The sequence below is a fragment of the Amycolatopsis sp. lyj-23 genome, from assembly GCF_046549135.1.
In the GTDB taxonomy this organism is placed as follows: Bacteria; Actinomycetota; Actinomycetes; order Mycobacteriales; family Pseudonocardiaceae; genus Amycolatopsis.
This window is the reverse complement of the sequence record NZ_JAJPWN010000021.1, coordinates 136,854-153,661: the sequence shown is the minus strand read 5'-3', so window position 1 is coordinate 153,661 and position 16,808 is coordinate 136,854. Positions and strand designations below refer to the sequence as shown.

Below are 16,808 nucleotides of genomic sequence, written 5' to 3'. Positions count from 1 at the left end.
AAGCGAATGTTTCTGCGCGGAATTCGGTAGCATCCCTACCGTGTTCGGACTCGAGCGGATGCGGGCGCTGCGCGCGGTCGCGACCCACGGCTCGGTTGCCGCGGCGGCCGAGTCCCTCCACGTGACGCCGTCGGGGGTGTCGCAGCAGCTGGCGAAGCTGGAGCGGGAGGCGGGCCAAGCGCTGCTGGAGCCCCGCGGCCGCGGGGTCCGGCTGACGAAGGCGGGCCAGGTGCTGGCCGGGCACGCCGAGCGGATCCTCGCGCAGGTCGCCAAGGCGAAGGCGGACCTGGAACTGCTGCGCGAAGACGTCATCGGGCCGCTGCGGATCGGCGCGATCCCGACGACGGTGCACGCCCTGCTGCCGCCCGCGCTGGCCACGCTCGCCGCCCAGCACCCGCGGCTGGCCGTGACGCTGCACGAGGGCGAGGCCGAGCAGACGGTGCCGCGCGTGCTGGCCGGCGACCTCGACGTGGCGGTGCTGGAGAGCTGGACCGACCGCCCGGCCGTGCTCCCGTCGTCGACGACCCGCGTCGCGCTGTTCTCCGACGTCGCCGACCTCGCCCTGCCCGCCGGGCACCGGCTGGCCCACCGCAAGGCGGTCGACCTGTCCGAAGTGGACGATCTGCCGTGGATCGGCTGGACCGCCGGGTCCGGCTGCCACGAGTGGCTGGTGCAGGTGCTGCGCAAGCAGGGGCTGGAGCCGCGGATCAGCTGCACGGTCGGCGGCTACCCGACCCAGCTGGCCCTGGTGGCGGGCGGTGTGGGCGCGGCGCTGGTCCCCCGGCTGGCCCGCGACCGGCTGCCGGACGGGGTGCGGATCCTGACCACCCGCCCGGCCCTGAGCCGCACGATCTACGCGGTCTGCCGGGCGGGCGAGGAGGACCACGGCGCGGTGCGGGCCTGCCTGGATGCGTTGCGGGCGGCGTCGGCGCGGTTCGAAAGCGTCGGACGGCCGGCGGGCTGAGCCTTCGGCAGAGGTCGCGGACGGCCTGCACCACGGCATCCTCGCGCTGGATGTGCCGGAACTGGTGCGCCGCGTCGTCGAGCACGCGGTGCGCACCCCGCGGCGCACCTCGGGCGGCCATTCCGCAAGCAGCTCCGGGCACTGCGCCCGCGCGGCGCGGACCTGGTCTTCGGTCAGGTCGGGCAGCTCCGCGGCCGCCCGCTTCATCTCTTCGTTCAGACCGGCCGCCTCCGCGGGCAGGTGGGCGAACCGCCGGGCGTACGCCGCGTCGAGGGAGTGGGCGGCGAGCACGCAGGGCCCGGTGACGCCGGCGGCGCGCAGGAGGGCACGCAGCTCCGTCGCCACCTCGGCCGCCGTGCGCGGCGGCCCGGCCGGGCCGCTCCAGCCCGTGCCGGCGCGGTCGTACAGCACGCTCGTCGTGAAGCCCACGGCTGCGGTGTGGATGGTGAGGTGGTCCAAGCCGACCAGCCCCCGGCCGCGTCCGCCACTTGCCGAGCCCCCTCCGGTTTCCGGCCGCCGAGCGGGCTACCGGGGACGGCTGAGCCGCGCCACCATCTCGGTCACCAGCTCCCCCGGCCGGCGGTGGTGCACCAGGAAGATCTCCCGCGCGGGCTTCGCGTCCGCGGCGTCGCGCACCTCGACGCGCGACGGGCCGGCCCGTTCGAGCACGCTCTCCGGCACGAACGCGATGCCCAGCCCGGCCTCCACCAGGGCGAGGATCACCTGGTAGTCCCGCGTCTCGTACGCCACCCGCAGCGCGGCGCCGGCGGCGTCGGCGAGCTGCTCGAGGCAGGCGCGATTGGGCACGCCCGGACTGCCGGAAATCCAGTCCTCGGCGGCCAGGTCCGGCAGGGTGAGCCGGCGGGCGCGGGCCTTCGGGTGTCCCGGGGGCAGGATCAGCCGGAACCGCTCGGAACGCAGGAGCGTCCGGGTCAGGCCACGCGGGTCCGGCAGCGGCGCGCCGGGATAGCGGTGGGTGATGAGCAGGTCCAGCTCGCGCGAGCGGACCAGCCCGTACCCGTCGGGCGGCTCGAGGTCCAGCAGCCGCAGGGCCACCCCGGGGTGGTCGCGGCGGAACCCGGCGAGCGCGGCGGGCACCAGAGTCATGCCCGCGCTCGCGAACGTGCCGACGGTCAGCTCCTCGTCGCGCAGGGCGCGGGCCGTCCGCTCGGCGGTGCGCAGCTCGCCGGCGATCGCCTCGGCGTGGGTCAGCAGCGCCTCCCCGACCGGTGTGAGGGTGACGCCTCGGGCGTGGCGGTGCAGCACGCGGGCGCCGACGTCGCGCTCCAGCTTGGCCAGCTGCTGCGAGACCGCGGACGGCGTGAAGGAAAGCCGCTGCGCGGCCGCGGCGATCGAGCCGGCGTGCGCGACCTCGGCCAGCAGGGCGAGGCGGTGGGCGTCGAGCACGGAGGCCTCCAGCCGTAAGGTCTGCTAACGCCAGCATAGGAGACGCAGCTGGTGCTTACGGCGGTCCGCGCGCATGCTGGAGCCCATGATCAGCACTGCGGATGTGGCACGGGCGGCCGCGCGCATCGAGGGCCGGGTCCGCCGGACACCGGTGTTGGCCGACGACGGCGTGTGGTTCAAGCTGGAGCAGCTGCAGCACACCGGGTCGTTCAAGGCCCGCGGCGCGTTCAACCGGATCCTCGCCGCCGGCGAGCAGATCGCGGTCGTGACCGCCTCGGGTGGCAACGCCGGCCTCGCCGTCGCCTACGCCGCCCGCGAATTCGGCCTCACCGCAAGGGTCTACGTCCCGGCGACCGCGCCCGCGGTCAAGGTCGCGAAACTGCGGCAGCTCGGCGCGGCGGTGGAGCTGGTCGGCGAGAAGTACGCCGACGCCTACGACGCCGCCGTGAAGGACGCCGCGGACTCCGGCGCGCTTTTCTGCCACGCCTACGACCACCCCGACATCTGCGCCGGGCAGGGCACCCTCGGCCTCGAGCTGCTGGAGCAGACCGGCGGCCTGGACACGATCCTCGTCGCGGTCGGCGGCGGCGGGTTGCTGGCCGGGGTCGCCGCCGCGGTCGAAGGCCGGGCGCGCGTGGTCGGCGTCGAACCACGCACGATCCCGACGCTGCACTCGGCGCTGGCCGCGGGCGAGCCGGTCACGGTCGGCGTCGGCGGGGTCGCCGCCGACTCCCTGGGCGCGTCCCGCCTCGGTGACATCGCCTTCGCGGTCGCCACCCGCGCGAACACCGGCTCGGTGCTGGTGGACGACGCCGCGATCGTCGAAGCCAGGGCGGCGCTGTGGGACCGCTACCGCCTCGCCGTCGAACCCGGCGGGGCGACCGCGTTCGCCGCCCTGCTCTCCGGCGCCTACCGGCCCGCGCCGGGCGAGCGGCTCGCCGTCCTGCTCTGCGGCGCCAACACCGACCCGGCGACGCTCACTTCCCCGACAGCCGCGCCACCACCGGCGCGAACTCCTCCAGGAACGCGCCGTTGACGCTGATGTAGGACAGGCCCTGCTCTTCGCGGCGGCGTTCGAGCTCGGCCACCATGTCGTCGACGCTGCCGCGGAGGATGGCCAGGGAGTCGTGCTCGACGAGCGTCTCGGCGTCGACCCCGATGAAGCCGCGGATCCACGGCGGCACCTGCTCGCCGACGACCCAGATGTTCATCGCCAGCTCGAGGTCGCGCTCGCCGGCCGCCGACCGGACTTCTTCGACGTACCCGGTCATCTCGTCGCGGGTGGTCAGCACACCGCCGGCCATCGTGACGATGTCGGCCTTCGCCCCGGCCAGCCGGCGCGCCTTCGGGCCGCCCGCGGCGATCATCACCGGTGTGTGCGCGTCGCCGTCGAGCCGTCGGACGTGGTCGACCGTCTCGGAAATCGAGTCGAGCCGCTCCTGCCCCGAACCGTAGGGCAGCCCGAGTTCCCCGGCCTGCTGCCGCATTTCCGGCCGTCCGGTGCCGAGGCCGAGTTCGAACCGCCCGTCGGTGACGACGGTGAGGCTGTGCGCCTCCCAGGCCGCCGCGCGAGCGGTGCGCAGCGGGCTGGCCAGGACGAACGAGCCGACGCGCAGCTCACTCGTCGCCGCCGCGGCGGCCGCGAGCGCCGCGGTCGGCGTCGGCATGTTCAGGTTGTCCGGGCACAGCAGGGTCGCATAGCCGAGTTCTTCGGCGCGGCGAGCGGTGGCGAGCCACTTCGCCCCGCCCTCGGTCGCGCCCGCGACCACGCCGAACCGGAACGCCTTCTGCGGCATCGAAGCACCCCCAAGTCGTTGGTCCTTCGATCAAACCACCGGAGCGCCCGGCCGTGCCACCACGGCCGGGCGCACGACCGGCGTCAGCCGCGCTGGTATTCCTCCCAGGTGACCTTCGGGACCTGCGGGCCGTCGTCGGCGCCGCGGCCGGCCAGGCCGTTCATGCCCAGGTAGTAGTCGCCGGTCTGGTGCTGCGCACCCGAGGACAGGTCCGGGTCGGAGACGGCCATCGCGTGGATGTGGTACTCGAAGCCCTGCGCCGGGGTCCGGTACCAGGCCGCGAAACCGACGTTGCGGAGCGCCTTCAGCAGGGTGGTCCGGGTGGTCGCGGACATCCCGGACACCGAGATGTCCATCGCGCCGCCGCCGTCGTGCGTCCCGGCCGAGGCGTCGACGCCGCCCGGGTTGTACGAACCCTGCGTCAGGCTGACCTGGAAGCCCGCCTTTCCTTCCGCCGCAACGAGCATCGCCTTCGTGCGGGTGTTGAGGGTCTTGCCGTGGTAGGTGACCTGGCTGCCGGCGGAGATCGGGTTGGTGACCGTGTACCGGCCTTCGCCCAGCTTCTCCAGCGACGTCTTGCCGGGCAGGCCGGAGGCGTCGAGGCCGCTGTAGCCCAGCGACTTCTGGTACTGCGAGTACGCCGAAATCGTGGTGGTGCCGAAGTACCCGTCGACGTACTGGCCGTCAAGCAGCCCCTTCGCCTGCAGCGCCTGCTCGACGAGCAGGACGCTGTCGTGCGCGCCCGGGGTCTGGGTGTCGTCGGCGCGGCGCGGGTCGATCTGGGCCGCCTTCAGCACGGCCTCCATGTTGGCCGTCGGCAGCGCCGTCGTGACCGCGGTTCCGGCGTGGGCCGGTGCGGCCACGGCGAACGTCGCCGCGGTGAGCGCCGTGAGCACGGCGGCCTTCGTGAACATCCTGGTCCTCCATCGGTCGGAATTCGGTACGGGAAGGAGGATCACGCAATCGGGTACAAGGGACGTACAAACCGGATTCACCCGGCCCGGAACCCGCGCAGGCGCAGGCTGTTCGTCACCACGAAGACCGAGCTGACCGCCATCGCCGCGCCGGCGAGCATCGGGTTCAGCAGGCCGGCGGCGGCGAGTGGCAGCGCCGCGACGTTGTAGGCGAACGCCCAGAACAGGTTGCCCTTGATCGTCCGCAGCGTCCGGCGCGACAGCCGGATCGCGTCGGCCGCGGCGAGCAGGTCGCCGCGCGCGAGCGTCAGGTCGGCCGCCTCGATCGCGGCGTCGGTGCCGGTGCCCATGGCCAGGCCCAGGTCGGCCCGGGCGAGCGCGGCGGCGTCGTTGACGCCGTCGCCCGCCATGGCGACGACCTTGCCGTCCGCCTGCAGCCGCGCCACGACGTCGGCCTTGTCCTTCGGCAGCACCTCCGCGATGACGCGCTCGATGCCGACCTCGGCCGCGACGGCGCGGGCGACCACCTCGTTGTCGCCGGTCAGCAGCACCGGCGTCAGGCCGAGGCCGCGCAGCCGCCGGACCGCCTCGGCGGACGTCGGCTTCACGGTGTCCGCGACGACCAGCCGCCCGCGCACTTCGCCGTCCCAGGCCACGGAGACCGTGGTGCCGGGGTGCTCCGCCGCGTCATCGCCGGCGAACTCCGCGCGGCCGACGACGACCCGGTGTCCCTCGACGACGCCTTCGACGCCGAGTCCCGGCGTGCTGTGGAAGTCCGCAACGGACGGCAGCGTCCCGAAGCGGTCGCGGGCGGCGTCGGCGATCGCCCGCGCCACCGGGTGTTCGGACGCGGCTTCGACCGCGCCCGCCAGGCGCAGCACTTCGCCGTCGCCCTGCACCAGCGTCATCTTCCCGGTGGTCACCGTGCCGGTCTTGTCGAGCACCACGGTGTCGACGCGGCGGGTGGACTCGAGCACTTCGGGTCCCTTGATGAGGATCCCCAGCTGGGCGCCGCGGCCGGTGCCGACGAGCAGCGCCGTCGGCGTCGCGAGGCCGAGCGCGCACGGGCACGCGATGATCAGCACGGCGACCGCGGCGGTGAACGCGGCCGACGGCGGTCCCCCGGCGCCGAGCCAGAACGCCAGCGTCGCCGCGGCGAGCGCGATGACGATCGGGACGAACACCGCCGAGACGCGGTCGGCGAGCCGCTGCACCTGCGCCTTGCCGGTCTGCGCCTGCTCGACCAGCCGGGCGGTCTGCGCCAGCTGCGTGTCGGCGCCGACGCGGGTGGCGCGGACGACCAGCCGGCCGCCGGCGTTCACCGTCGCGCCGGCGACGGCGTCTCCCGGCCCGACCTCGACCGGCACGCTTTCGCCGGTCAGCAGGCTCGCGTCGATCGCGGCCCCGCCGTCTTCGACGACGCCGTCGGTCGCGACCTTCTCCCCCGGCCGCACCACGAACCGGTCGCCGACGGCGAGGTCGCCGATCGGCACGCGCTGTTCCCCGCCGTCGCGCAGGACGGCGACGTCCTTGGCGCCGAGGTCCAGCAGCGCCCGCAGGGCGGCACCGGCGCGGTGCTTGGAGCGGGCCTCGAAGTAGCGGCCGGCCAGGATGAACGTCGTGACGCCGGCGGCGACCTCGAGGTAGATCGCGCCGTCGCCGGTCATCCGCTCGACGGTGAGTTCGAACGGGTGGGTCAGGCCGGGCGGGCCGGCGCTGCCGAAGAGCAGCGCGTAGAGCGACCAGCCGAACGCGGCGAGCGTGCCGATCGAGATGAGCGTGTCCATGGTGGCGGCGCCGTGGCGCAGGTTGGCGAACGCGGCGCGGTGGAACGGCCACGCGCCCCAGGCGACGACCGGCGCGGCGAGGGCGAGCGAAATCCACTGCCAGTAGGTGAACTGCCAGGCCGGCACCATCGCCAGGACGATGACCGGGACGCTCAGCGCCGCCGAGCCGAGCAGGCGCTGCCGCAGCGTCCGGGTGGGGTCGTCGGCCGCCGGCGCCTCGGGTTCGGCGGCGGGCAGCGCTGCGCCGTAACCCGCCGCTTCGACCTGCTTCACGAGGTCCTCCGGAGCGACGTCGCCGGCGTAGGAGACCTTCGCCTTCTCCGTGGCGTAGTTGACGCTCGCGGTGACGCCGTCCAGCTTGTTGAGCTTGCGTTCGACCCGCATGGCGCAGGACGCGCAGGTCATGCCGGTGATGGCCAGCTCGACCTCGGCTTTCTCCAGGTGCACGGTCACGGCCGGCCCCCTTCCGCGGTGGTGACGGTGAACTCGGCGGTGCGGACGACGCCGCCGTGGCGGAAGTCCAGGAACAGGCGGTAGGTCCCGGCGGAGGGCACCTCGGCGAAGAAGGTCACGGCCGCGGTGTTCCCGTCGCCGGGGTGGACGTGCAGGTACCCGAGGTCGCCGCCGCGGAGGGCGACGAGGTGGCCGTACGCACCCAGGTAGGGCTGCAGGTCGGTGACCGGGCGGCCGTCCCGGGTCACCGTCGCCGTCACGCGGGAGGAGCGGCCGGGGACCAGGTCGCCGTCGAGCCGGACGCGGTAGCCGTCGACGTCGGCGGTGCGTGACTCCGGGTGTTCGACCGGCTGGAACAGCCCGGGCGCGATCAGGTCGACGCCGAGTGTCCGCGCTGTCCCGCCGGACGGCGTGAAGTCCGCGAAGGCGCGGTAGCTGCCCGCTCCGCCGACCGGGATCGGCACGGTCCAGGTGCCGTCGGGGGCCAGGTCGGGGTGCAGGTGCCGGTAGCCGGTCGTGTCGCGGCGGACAACGATGAAGTGCAGCCGCTTCTCGTGCTCGACGTCGTAAGCGGTCACGGCGGCGCCGTCCGGACCGGTGATCTTGAACGCGAACGTCGTGGTGGTGCCGGGCGTGAGCGTCGTGGTGGCGGGTGTGAGGGTGTAGCCGCCCGCGGACGAGGCCAGCCCGCCGGGCTGGTGGTCCGCGGCCTCCGTGGCGGGGTGGGCGTCCTGGTGGGCCGCCGCCTCGGGAAGGGGACCGACGGCGGTGCCGGCCACCCAGCCGGTGACGGCGACGACCGCGAGGGCCGCGCCGTAGGCGGAGAGCTTCGCTGCGGTGTTCATGCCAGCCGGTATCCCGCTTCTTCCACGGCACCGCGGACGTCGTCGGCGGACAGGGTCGCGGTGCTGTGCACGGTCACCGCGCCGGTGCCGAGGTCCACGGCGACGCCGGTCACGCCGTCGAGTCCGCGGAGCTGCTCTTCCACCGACCGGGCGCAGTGGCCGCAGGTCATACCGGTGACGGTGTAGGTCGAGTTCGTCATGCCTCATAGATACCCTAGGGGGGTAGGGTAAGCAACAGCAGTAACGGTGTGTAATGCCTGCCACATTCGGGTGCGTTGCCACTGGTCCAGCCGTGTTGTCCAGCGTCACGCTGGGTTTCTGATACCCCGCTCTGGACGGCGACGTACTCGTTTCGTAACCTGTTCGAGATCTCGCGGCCCCCGGTCGTCCCCAGACGGCGACGCGAGATCGCCGCCGATACCCCCTGCCGGGTACCGGACCCCACCGCGGGCTCTTCCTGTTGCGGTCGAGCGCGCCCCGGGCACGGGCGAGGCCCCCGACTCGCCGTCCCGGTACCCGTCGGCGGCCGATCAGCAAAGGAGACCCGCGCGAGAATGCGTTCGCATCCCGTCAAGCGCGTGGTGTCAGGTGCCCTCGCCGCGGCCTCGGTGATCACCGTCGTCACCATGGCCCAGCCGGTGGCCACCGCCGCCCCCGTCCCCGTCCTCCAGGCGCCGCCCGCCGGGTCGGACGCCCTCGCCAAGTACCGCGACCTCGCGGCCCAGGCGGAGAAGCTCAACGAAGACCTGCTCCGGGCCCAGGACGACCTGACCGCCAAGCAGGGTCAGCTCGACAAGGCCAACGCCGACGTCACCGCCGCGAAGAACGCCGGCGCACAGGCGATCGACGCGAAGCGGCAGTACCAGTCCGAAGTGGACAAGTTCGCCGACGCGTCGTTCACCAGCGGCGTCCAGCTGAACAAGCTGTCGGCGCTGCTGGCCGGAACGTCCACTCAGGACTTCCTGGACCGCTCCGCGGCGCTCGAGGTCATCGCGACCGACAAGAACGCCGCCTTGGACAACTTCAACACCGCGGCGGCGAAGGCCACCGCGGCCGAGAAGTCGGCCGCCGACGCGGCGAAGCGGGCGCAGGACGCCCGCGACGCGGCCGCGAAGCTGGCTTCGGACATCGAGGCCAAGAAGAAGGACCTGCAGGCGCAGATCGACCAGATCGAAGCGCAGAGCCGGAACCTCAGCAGCGCGGACCGCGCCGCCCAGCGGGACACCGGCGGAGCGGCGCCGAACGTCAAGGCGCCCACGGCCGCCGCGCAGACCGCGGTCAACGCGGCGCTGAGCAAGCTCGGCAGCCCCTACGTCTGGGGCGCCACCGGCCCGAGCACGTTCGACTGCTCCGGGCTGATGCAGTGGGCGTACCAGCAGGCGGGCATCTCGCTGCCCCGGACGTCGTCGGCGCAGGCCGGTTTCGGCACCCCGGTGTCGCGCGACCAGCTGCAGCCGGGTGACCTGGTGGCCTACTACTCCCCCGTGTCCCACATCGGCATGTACATCGGCGACGGCAAGATGGTGCACGCGCCCACGAGCGGCGACGTCGTCAAGATCTCGCCGCTGCTGAGCCAGTACGCGGGAGCCACGCGCCCCACGGCGTGATTTCCGGCCCGGGTGCCCCGTTCCGCGACGTGTAGAAATCGCGGAACGGGGCACTTTGCGCGCATGGAAAACAACCCTGACGCCGCCACCGTCGAGGCCGTCGGCAAGGTGACCGAGGCGTTGGAGACGATCGAGCGGGCCCGCGGGCACCTCTACTCGTTCCACCAGCTGACCGGCAGCGCGGACCTGGCCCTCGGCGAGGCCGTGGAACAGCTCGAGAAGGCCGGGCACGGCGACTGGGCGCGGCGGATCTCCGAAGAGCTCATCGGGCTCAACGTGTTACCCGATCGGTGGACGTTCCAGGTCGTCGAGGAGTACGACGACGGCTACTACAAGGCGTGCCGCGACTTCGAGCGCGAGCTGCTCACTTCGCTCACCGGCGGACGCCGTCACCTGCACGAACAGCAGATGAAGGACGACCGCCGGACGCACGGGCGGCCGGGCCACGAGGCGGGCGGCCCGAGCACGCCGCCGGCGGGCTCGTGAGCGGCGGTCGTCGGACCCCTGCGCTAGAGTCGGATTTGCACGAACACACGTTCGATCGGAGCTGTGATGACTGACCAGGTGGAGCCCAACCCGGAGAAGGACCCGAGCGACTGGACCACCGGCGACGAGCCGATGACCGGGCCGCAGAAGTCCTACCTGCAGACGCTGGCGCAGGAAGCCGGCGAGGAGGTGCCGGACAACCTGACGAAGGCGGAGGCGTCCGAGCGGATCGACGCCCTGCAGAAGTCGACCGGCCGCGGCGCCTGAGGGTCACCTCGCGGGGATCCGCCACAGCACGGTGGCCGGCTGCTCACCGCGCCGGGCCCGCGCCCGGACGGCGAGCAGCCAGCCGACGCCGATGACCGCCACCAGGGCGAGGCCGCCCCAGGAAAGCGCGGTGAAGACGTCGGCCTGCAGCGCGGTGGGCTGCGGCTGGTAGCCCTGTTCGAGCTGGACGTACTGCCACGGCGTGCCGGTGAGCAGCAGCGTCAGCACCAGGGCGATGCCGTGCATGGCGTCCCACAGGGCGTGGAGCAGGGCGACACCGAGGTAGCTGAGCAGCAGGCGGAGCGTCAGGGCGAAGTGGCGGTGGTCGCTGGCGGAGAAGAGCACGCCGCCGAGGATCGCGGTCCAGAGGCCGTGCCCGACCGGGGCGAGCACGCCGCGGAGCAGCTCGGTCTGGACGAGGTCCATCAGCGAGAGCCCCCGCTCGGTGAACAGCGCGGTGAAGGCGTACCCGGCCGACTCGAAGGCGGCGAACCCGAACCCGACGGCGGCGCCCAGCACCATGCCGTCGGTGGCGAACTTGACCCGCAGGTGCCGCGTGAGCACGGCCAGGACGGCGAGCTTGACGGCTTCCTCGATCAGCCCGACCCCGGCGAACAGCCAGGCGGAGGGATGCAGCAGGTAGGACTCGAGCAGCGAGGCGGCGAGCACTCCGAGGACGCCACCGGCGACGAAGGTGCCGAAGAGCAGTTCGGAGGTCACTTCCCCGCTCCGCCGCCGCCCGAAGGCCCAGGCGACGAAGGTGACGGGCACGAGGAAGCTGCCCAGAAGCACCACCGTGGGCACGAGGTTCGGGTTACCGGTGACGAAGGTGACGACGACGGCGAGCACCCAGAGCAGGGCACCGGTGAAGAACATGCGCAGCCAGACCCGGCGTGACCGGGCCCCGGCGGGCCGAGCGGACGGAAGGGCCATGGGGGTACTGTGCTCCCGTTTCCGGAGGTCCGCACCCGAGGCGCCGTGGAGGTGCAGTTTCCCGGCCGAGGTGAGCGGAGGCCGACCCTCGGCGGTCTTGGCGGCGCGCGGCCGTGGGAGGCCGTGAACCGCGGGCCCTGCCCGCTGACAGCCGCCTCGATGAATGGACGGCCGCCCAGTGGGTATCCGTGGGGATGTCCGAACCGAACGAACAGCAACCCGAGATCGCGCGGGCCGGGACTCCGGACCCGGGCCGCGCCGAAGACCGGCGCTACCGGCCCGGCGAGGGCGAACCGGCCGACCGTCCCGAAGATGCCGAGGGCGTTGGGGCGAAGGTGATCGGCGAACTGCGGGCGCGCCGCGACGACACCTGAGCGGTCAAGCCGCCGCGGGCAGGGCCGCGCCCGTCACGCGGAACAGGAACTCGGCGTTGGAACCGGTCTTGCGGAGCTGCTCCAGCAGCTGCTCGATCGCGTGCGACCCCGGCAACGCCCGCCGGACTTCGCGCATGGCCGCCAGTTCGCCCGGCGTCACCAGCAGTTCTTCACGCCGGGTGCCGGAGGCCGCCACGTCGACCGCCGGGAAGACGCGGCGCTCGGCCGTCTTGCGGTCGAGCTTCAGTTCGGCGTTGCCGGTGCTCTTCAGCTCTTCGAAGAACACCGTGTCGGCCAGGGAACCGGTCTCCACCAGTGCCGTGGCGATGATCGTGAGCGAACCGCCGCCCTCGACATTGCGTGCGGCGCCGAGGATCCGCTTCATCGGCTGCAACGCGGCCGCGTCGACGCCGCCGGAGAGCGTGCGGCCGGACGGGCGGGCCGAGAGGTTGTACGCGCGGCCGAGCCGGGTGAGCGAGTCGAGCAGCAGGACGACGTCTTCGCCGTGCTCCACCAAGCGTTTCGCGCGCTCGACGGCGAGTTCCGCCACCGCCACGTGTTCGGCGGGCGGCCGGTCGAAAGTGGACGCGATCACTTCCCCGGGCACGGTCCGGCTCAGCTCGGTGACCTCCTCCGGGCGTTCGTCGGCGAGCAGCACCAGCAGCCGGCAGTCGGGGTGGTTGACCGACAACCCGTGGCCGATTTCCTGCAGCACGGTGGTTTTCCCCGCTTTGGGCGGCGAAACGACCAGCGCGCGCTGCCCGCGCCCGAGCGGGGTGACGAGGTCGATGACGCGAGGAAGCAGCCGCGTCGGCGTGGTTTCCAGCAGCAGCCGCCGGTCCGGGTGCACCGGGACGAGGTCGGCGAAGCGCGGGCGCGGCTCGTCCGGGTCGTGGCCGTTGACGCTGGTGATCTTCTCGGCGGTGCCGGTGATTTCGTCGCCGGACCGCAGGTTGTGCTTGCGGAGCACGGACACCGGGAGGGCGACGTCGTCGGGCGCCTCCCGGTAGCCGGGGCGCACGAACGAGGTTTTGCCGGACAGGTCGAGGATGCCGTGAAAAGACATGGGTGTCTCCTGAGGTGAGGATGGGCCTGCGCACGGACGGCGAGGCCGGAAGTGAAGGAAAGAGGCCGATGGGCCTGGATCCGGGGAGCTGCCTCCGGGCGGCCGAGGGGCCAGCATCCGCGAGGAGCACCTCCACTGTAGCGACACCTCTCACGAAGCACAACGGGTAAGACTCCGTGGCGGTGGGTAGTCCTCGGGGGAAGCCCATTTGGAACTGGGGAACTGCGGCTGAACGATGGGAGCTGATCGTGTATCGACATACCCCGGGAACTGGCGTCGATACGGGCGAAAGCACCGACGCCGACCAAGCCGGGACCACGGCCTCCGAGCGCTCGGCCGCCGGATCCGTGGTCGCCTCGACGTTCGAAGAACTGGCGCCCGCGCTGCCCAACGAGATGGCCGGCCTGCGCCGCAAGCTGATCCAGTGGCTGAGCGGGTTCCCGCTCGATGCGGACAGCAAGCACGACATCACGCTGGCGACCTACGAAGCCCTGGCCAACGTGGCCGCCCACGCGTACCCGGACGGCCACGGCTGGGCCCGTCTGCAGGCCCACCGCGAGGGCGACGCGATCACGGTGACGGTGACGGACACCGGCTGCGGGATCTCGGCGACCCGCCCGCGAACGGCGGGTCTGCGCACCTCGGGTGGCCGCGGCCTGGTGCTGATCGACCAGGTGACGGACCAGTCCGAGATCGAGACGGGCGCAGCGGGAACAACGATCCACATGACGTGGCGCCCGGCGGTCCTGCGCGACGCAGCCTGATCAGCCGAGGCCGCCCGGTCGGGTTCGCCCGGTACTCGCCCACCGGTTCAGCACCGGTCCGAGTAGGTCTGGGACGGGTACGTGCCCGATCCGGCACCCAGCCGAGCCGATCGCGGCGAACCGGCAGCCCTGCCGCACCGACCGGCCACGCCTACCGCCAAAGCCCGCCGGCTCGCCTTCGCGCGGGCTGGCGGGCTCGCGTTGAGCGGCTTACGCGGCTTCGCAAGGTGAGAAGATCCGGCGGCGCCCCAAGCTCACCAGCCGGCAGCTCGCCCGCGGTACTCCCGCTCCCGACCCGCGCGGCATCTCACCCGCGGAGCCCCCACCTCAACCCGAGCCCCCCAGAAGTCTCAATCCCCCACCCCCACCATCCCCTCAAGCCACGTCGGCCAACCGCACCAGCCTGTTCCTCGGGTACGAAACCAGCTCCCGCTCCCCATCCGTCGTGAAGATCTCGACGGAGTCCTCGACCAGCTCCGCCGAATTCACCTGCAGCTGCCACGCGGGCAGTCCCGGCGCCGGCTCGTGCCAGAACCACTGGCCCTTGGTGAGCTGGTGCGCCGGGACTGTCGCGTTGTCCGTTTTCATGTGCTGAGGCTAGCCGTCACCACCGACAGTTTCCGCGCGGCCCGCAGCGGCCGGGCACTGTGATGACGGCCACTGTGGACTAGCCCGTCGTGCAGGTCACCGTCGGGTCCGCCAGGTTGCCGCCGTGCTGGACCGTGAAGCCGATGACGTTGCCGCTGCCGTTGGGCCTGGCCGTCAGCACGTAGCCCGTGCTGTCCCACGTTCCCGTGTAGTTCCAGCTGCCGATCACCTTCTGCGGCGCGTGGAACGTCACCGTCAGCACCCAGTTGTTCGAGCCCGTCACCGTGATCTGGCCGTTGAAGCCCACGTTCCACTCCGCCGTCTTGAGGTAGGCGCCCGTGCAGCCGCCCGGCGCCGGGGACGTGGTCGTCGGCGTGGTCGGGGTCGTCGGCGTGGTCGGCGTGGTCGGGGTCGTCGTCGGCGTGGTCGGGGTCGTGGTCGGCGTGCCGGTGTCCGGGGGCGCGCCGCCGTTCAACGCGTCCAGGACCGCCGTGTACGCCGCCTTCTTCTGGCCGTTTCCGTCGAACAGCAGCGGCGTGGCCGACGCCCGCCACGAGTCCGTGTCGCGGATGCCCCACACCGTCATGCCGGTGCAGCGCGTGACCGCGAGGCACGCCTGCGTGACCGTGCGGTAGTTGTCCGCCTGCGCGGTCCCCGAGCCTTCGACGTCCAGTTCGGTGATCTGGACGTCGACGCCGAGGTTCGTGAAGTTCTGCAACGTCGTCCGGTAGTTCGACGGCACCGGGCTGTTGCTGTTGAAGTGGGACTGGAAGCCGACGCAGTCGATCGGCACGCCGCGGGACTTGAAGTCCTGCACCATCCGGTACACCGCCTGGGTCTTCGCCTGGTTCCAGTCGTCGGTGTTGTAGTCGTTGTAACACAGCTTCGCGTCCGGGTCGGCCGCCCGCGCGGCGCGGAACGCCGCCTCGATCCAGTCGTCGCCCGTGCGCTGCAGGTTCGAATCACGGCGGGCGCCGGATCCACCGTCGGCGAACGCCTCGTTCACCACGTCCCACGCGTAGATCTTGCCGCGGTAGTGGGACGCGACCTGCGTGACGTGGTTCAGCATCGCCTGCCGCAGCGCCGACCCCTCCATGCCCTGCATCCAGCCCGGCTGCTGGGAGTACCAGGCCAGCGTGTGCCCGCGCATCCGGGCGCCCTGGCTCGCCGCCTGGCTCACGATCCGGTCCGCGTTGGCGTAGGAAAACTGGCCCTGCGCGGGTTCCGTCGCGTCCATCTTCAGCTCGTTCTCCGGCGTGATCATGGAGAACTCCCGGCTCAGGATGCCGGTGTAGACGCTGTCCGACAGCCTGCTCGCCGAGACCGCCGTGCCGAAGTAACGCCCGGTGCGGGCCGCCGCGCTGCCCAGCGTGGTCCCCGCGGGCGGCGGCGAAGACGTGGTGGTCGTCGGCGTGCTCGGGGTGATCGGGGTGGTGGTCGTCGGGGTGGTGGTCGTCGAGCTGCTGTTCAAGCCGAGGAACGCGATCGCGTACGGCACCATCCCGCTCAGCGGCAGCGAGTGCCCGGCGCCCTGGACGCTGATGCCCTCGACCGGCGGCTGGGTGCCGGTACCGCCGTAGCGGGTGCGGGTCCAGCCGGACTGCGGGCTGTCACTCGACGACGGCGTCTGGCTGACGCCCTGCAGGTTCGTCCACTGCTTGATCTCCTCCCCGAAGTTGGGGTAGCGCAGCGTGTCGTCGGCCGTGCCGTGCCACAGCTGCATCCGCGGGAACGGGCCGCTGCGGCCGCCGCTCATCTGGCGCGCCTGGTCGCCCCACTGCTGGGCGGTCTTGATGAGCTGGCCGCCCGAGCACTGGTTGTTCCAGCTGGAGCCGTCGGTGGTGGCGAAGCAGCCGGCGGGCACGCCCATGAACGCCGAGCCGGCGGCGAACACGTCCGGGTACTCCGCCGCGAGCAGGTTCGTCATCATCGCGCCGGAGGAGAACCCGGTGACGTACACGCGGGAGGTGTCGACGTTGTAGCGCTGCTCGGCCCAGCTGACCATGGACAGGATGCCGACCGGGTCGCTGCCGCCGCCGCGGGTGAGGGCCTGCGGCGAGGAAACGTCGAAGCACTGCCCGCTGCGGGTGGCCTCCGGGAACACGATGACGTACCCGTACTGGTCGGCCGCGGTCACGTAGTCGCGGGCGGGGCCGTTGAAGACCGCCGACGCCGAGCCGGTGCAGTAGTGGATCGCCACCAGCAGCGCCGGCCGGGCGGCGACGCGGTCGGGCACGTACGTGTACATGTTGAGGTTGCTGGGATTGCTGCCGAAGTCGGTCACCCGGGTCAACGTGGCCGCGGACGCCGGCTGCGCCGCCACGACCAGCACGATCGCCGCGGCGATCGCCAGTGCGGCAGCGGAAAGGGCGGTGAGGAGTCTTCGCACTCGAGGAAATCCTTTCCGGGGACGGGAGCGCAGCTGCGACGATCGTTCGTCTCCCGGCCCGGGCCGGTCAACGATTATCGAAACCTTTCGGGAACTTTCGAGCGGACCGCTGAAGCACGCCGGGCGAGGTGCGGACCGACGGCGACGCTGCGGCGGGCGCCCCCAGCC

At 72.4% G+C, this 16,808-nt stretch carries 17 protein-coding genes; 7 read left to right on the top strand and 10 right to left on the bottom strand.

What is annotated here, in order from left to right; all coding sequences use genetic code 11:
* The first annotated feature begins 40 nt into the window (after positions 1-40).
* The gene (locus ACLJPY_RS41425) at positions 41-964 is read left to right on the top strand and encodes a LysR family transcriptional regulator (protein WP_410596440.1); all 924 of its coding nucleotides are present in this window, start codon (positions 41-43) and stop codon (positions 962-964) included.
* A gap of 525 nt (positions 965-1,489) precedes the next feature.
* Here ACLJPY_RS41425 and ACLJPY_RS41420 read toward each other — a convergent pair.
* Positions 1,490-2,371: a LysR substrate-binding domain-containing protein gene (locus tag ACLJPY_RS41420; protein ID WP_410596439.1), complete on the bottom strand. Its 882-nt coding sequence runs from the start codon at positions 2,369-2,371 to the stop codon at positions 1,490-1,492.
* Between the two features lie 85 nt (positions 2,372-2,456).
* On the opposite strand from ACLJPY_RS41420, the gene ACLJPY_RS41415 reads away from it, so the two are divergent.
* Positions 2,457-3,407 carry a threonine/serine dehydratase gene (locus ACLJPY_RS41415; protein ID WP_410596438.1) on the top strand — a complete coding sequence of 317 codons (951 nt, stop codon included), beginning with the start codon at positions 2,457-2,459 and terminating at the stop codon, positions 3,405-3,407.
* On the opposite strand, the gene ACLJPY_RS41410 is transcribed toward ACLJPY_RS41415, so the two are convergent.
* The 5 genes from ACLJPY_RS41410 to ACLJPY_RS41390 all read right to left on the bottom strand — a co-directional run bounded on the left by ACLJPY_RS41410 (position 3,349) and on the right by ACLJPY_RS41390 (position 8,366).
* Positions 3,349-4,167, bottom strand: a complete 819-nt coding sequence (locus tag ACLJPY_RS41410; protein ID WP_410596437.1) for an LLM class flavin-dependent oxidoreductase — start codon at positions 4,165-4,167, stop codon at positions 3,349-3,351. The two genes, ACLJPY_RS41415 and ACLJPY_RS41410, sit on opposite strands and share 59 nt — an antisense overlap.
* An 83-nt stretch (positions 4,168-4,250) precedes the next feature.
* A complete protein-coding gene (locus ACLJPY_RS41405; RefSeq protein WP_410596436.1) occupies positions 4,251-5,081 on the bottom strand; it encodes a peptidoglycan-binding domain-containing protein in 831 nt (276 codons plus the stop codon).
* A gap of 77 nt (positions 5,082-5,158) precedes the next feature.
* Positions 5,159-7,273 (bottom strand): heavy metal translocating P-type ATPase, encoded by a 2,115-nt coding sequence (locus tag ACLJPY_RS41400; protein WP_410596541.1) that lies wholly within the window; start codon positions 7,271-7,273, stop codon positions 5,159-5,161.
* A gap of 44 nt (positions 7,274-7,317) precedes the next feature.
* Entirely contained in the window at positions 7,318-8,166 is an 849-nt protein-coding gene (locus ACLJPY_RS41395) for a hypothetical protein (RefSeq protein WP_410596435.1), read from the bottom strand.
* Positions 8,163-8,366: a heavy-metal-associated domain-containing protein gene (locus ACLJPY_RS41390; protein ID WP_410596434.1), complete on the bottom strand. Its 204-nt coding sequence runs from the start codon at positions 8,364-8,366 to the stop codon at positions 8,163-8,165. The genes ACLJPY_RS41395 and ACLJPY_RS41390 overlap by 4 nt, the downstream gene beginning before the upstream one ends.
* A gap of 354 nt (positions 8,367-8,720) precedes the next feature.
* On the opposite strand from ACLJPY_RS41390, the gene ACLJPY_RS41385 reads away from it, so the two are divergent.
* The 3 genes from ACLJPY_RS41385 to ACLJPY_RS41375 all read left to right on the top strand — a co-directional run bounded on the left by ACLJPY_RS41385 (position 8,721) and on the right by ACLJPY_RS41375 (position 10,526).
* The gene (locus ACLJPY_RS41385) at positions 8,721-9,773 is read left to right on the top strand and encodes an NlpC/P60 family protein (RefSeq protein ID WP_410596433.1); all 1,053 of its coding nucleotides are present in this window, start codon (positions 8,721-8,723) and stop codon (positions 9,771-9,773) included.
* 63 nt (positions 9,774-9,836) lie between these two features.
* Complete coding sequence (locus ACLJPY_RS41380; RefSeq protein ID WP_410596432.1) at positions 9,837-10,259, top strand: hypothetical protein; 423 nt, start codon at positions 9,837-9,839, stop codon at positions 10,257-10,259.
* Positions 10,260-10,325: 66 nt separating this feature from the next.
* On the top strand, positions 10,326-10,526 hold the full coding sequence (locus tag ACLJPY_RS41375; RefSeq protein WP_378192076.1) for a DUF3072 domain-containing protein: 201 nt from the start codon (positions 10,326-10,328) through the stop codon (positions 10,524-10,526).
* Positions 10,527-10,529: 3 nt separating this feature from the next.
* Here the strand turns inward: ACLJPY_RS41375 and ACLJPY_RS41370 are convergent, their stop codons facing one another.
* Positions 10,530-11,459, bottom strand: a complete 930-nt coding sequence (locus tag ACLJPY_RS41370; RefSeq protein WP_410596431.1) for a PrsW family intramembrane metalloprotease — start codon at positions 11,457-11,459, stop codon at positions 10,530-10,532.
* A gap of 194 nt (positions 11,460-11,653) precedes the next feature.
* Here ACLJPY_RS41370 and ACLJPY_RS41365 point away from each other — a divergent pair, with 194 nt between their 5' ends.
* Positions 11,654-11,833 (top strand): hypothetical protein, encoded by a 180-nt coding sequence (locus tag ACLJPY_RS41365; protein ID WP_410596430.1) that lies wholly within the window; start codon positions 11,654-11,656, stop codon positions 11,831-11,833.
* A gap of 4 nt (positions 11,834-11,837) precedes the next feature.
* On the opposite strand, the gene rho is transcribed toward ACLJPY_RS41365, so the two are convergent.
* Positions 11,838-12,899: a transcription termination factor Rho gene (gene rho / locus ACLJPY_RS41360; protein ID WP_410596429.1), complete on the bottom strand. Its 1,062-nt coding sequence runs from the start codon at positions 12,897-12,899 to the stop codon at positions 11,838-11,840.
* A gap of 248 nt (positions 12,900-13,147) precedes the next feature.
* Between rho and ACLJPY_RS41355 the strand changes: the two genes are divergently transcribed.
* Entirely contained in the window at positions 13,148-13,663 is a 516-nt protein-coding gene (locus ACLJPY_RS41355) for an ATP-binding protein (RefSeq protein ID WP_410596428.1), read from the top strand.
* Positions 13,664-14,038: 375 nt separating this feature from the next.
* Here ACLJPY_RS41355 and ACLJPY_RS41350 read toward each other — a convergent pair whose 3' ends face one another.
* The gene (locus ACLJPY_RS41350) at positions 14,039-14,251 is read right to left on the bottom strand and encodes a hypothetical protein (RefSeq protein ID WP_410596427.1); all 213 of its coding nucleotides are present in this window, start codon (positions 14,249-14,251) and stop codon (positions 14,039-14,041) included.
* Positions 14,252-14,330: 79 nt separating this feature from the next.
* Positions 14,331-16,640 (bottom strand): PHB depolymerase family esterase, encoded by a 2,310-nt coding sequence (locus tag ACLJPY_RS41345; protein ID WP_410596426.1) that lies wholly within the window; start codon positions 16,638-16,640, stop codon positions 14,331-14,333.
* Between the last annotated feature and the right edge of the window lie 168 nt (positions 16,641-16,808).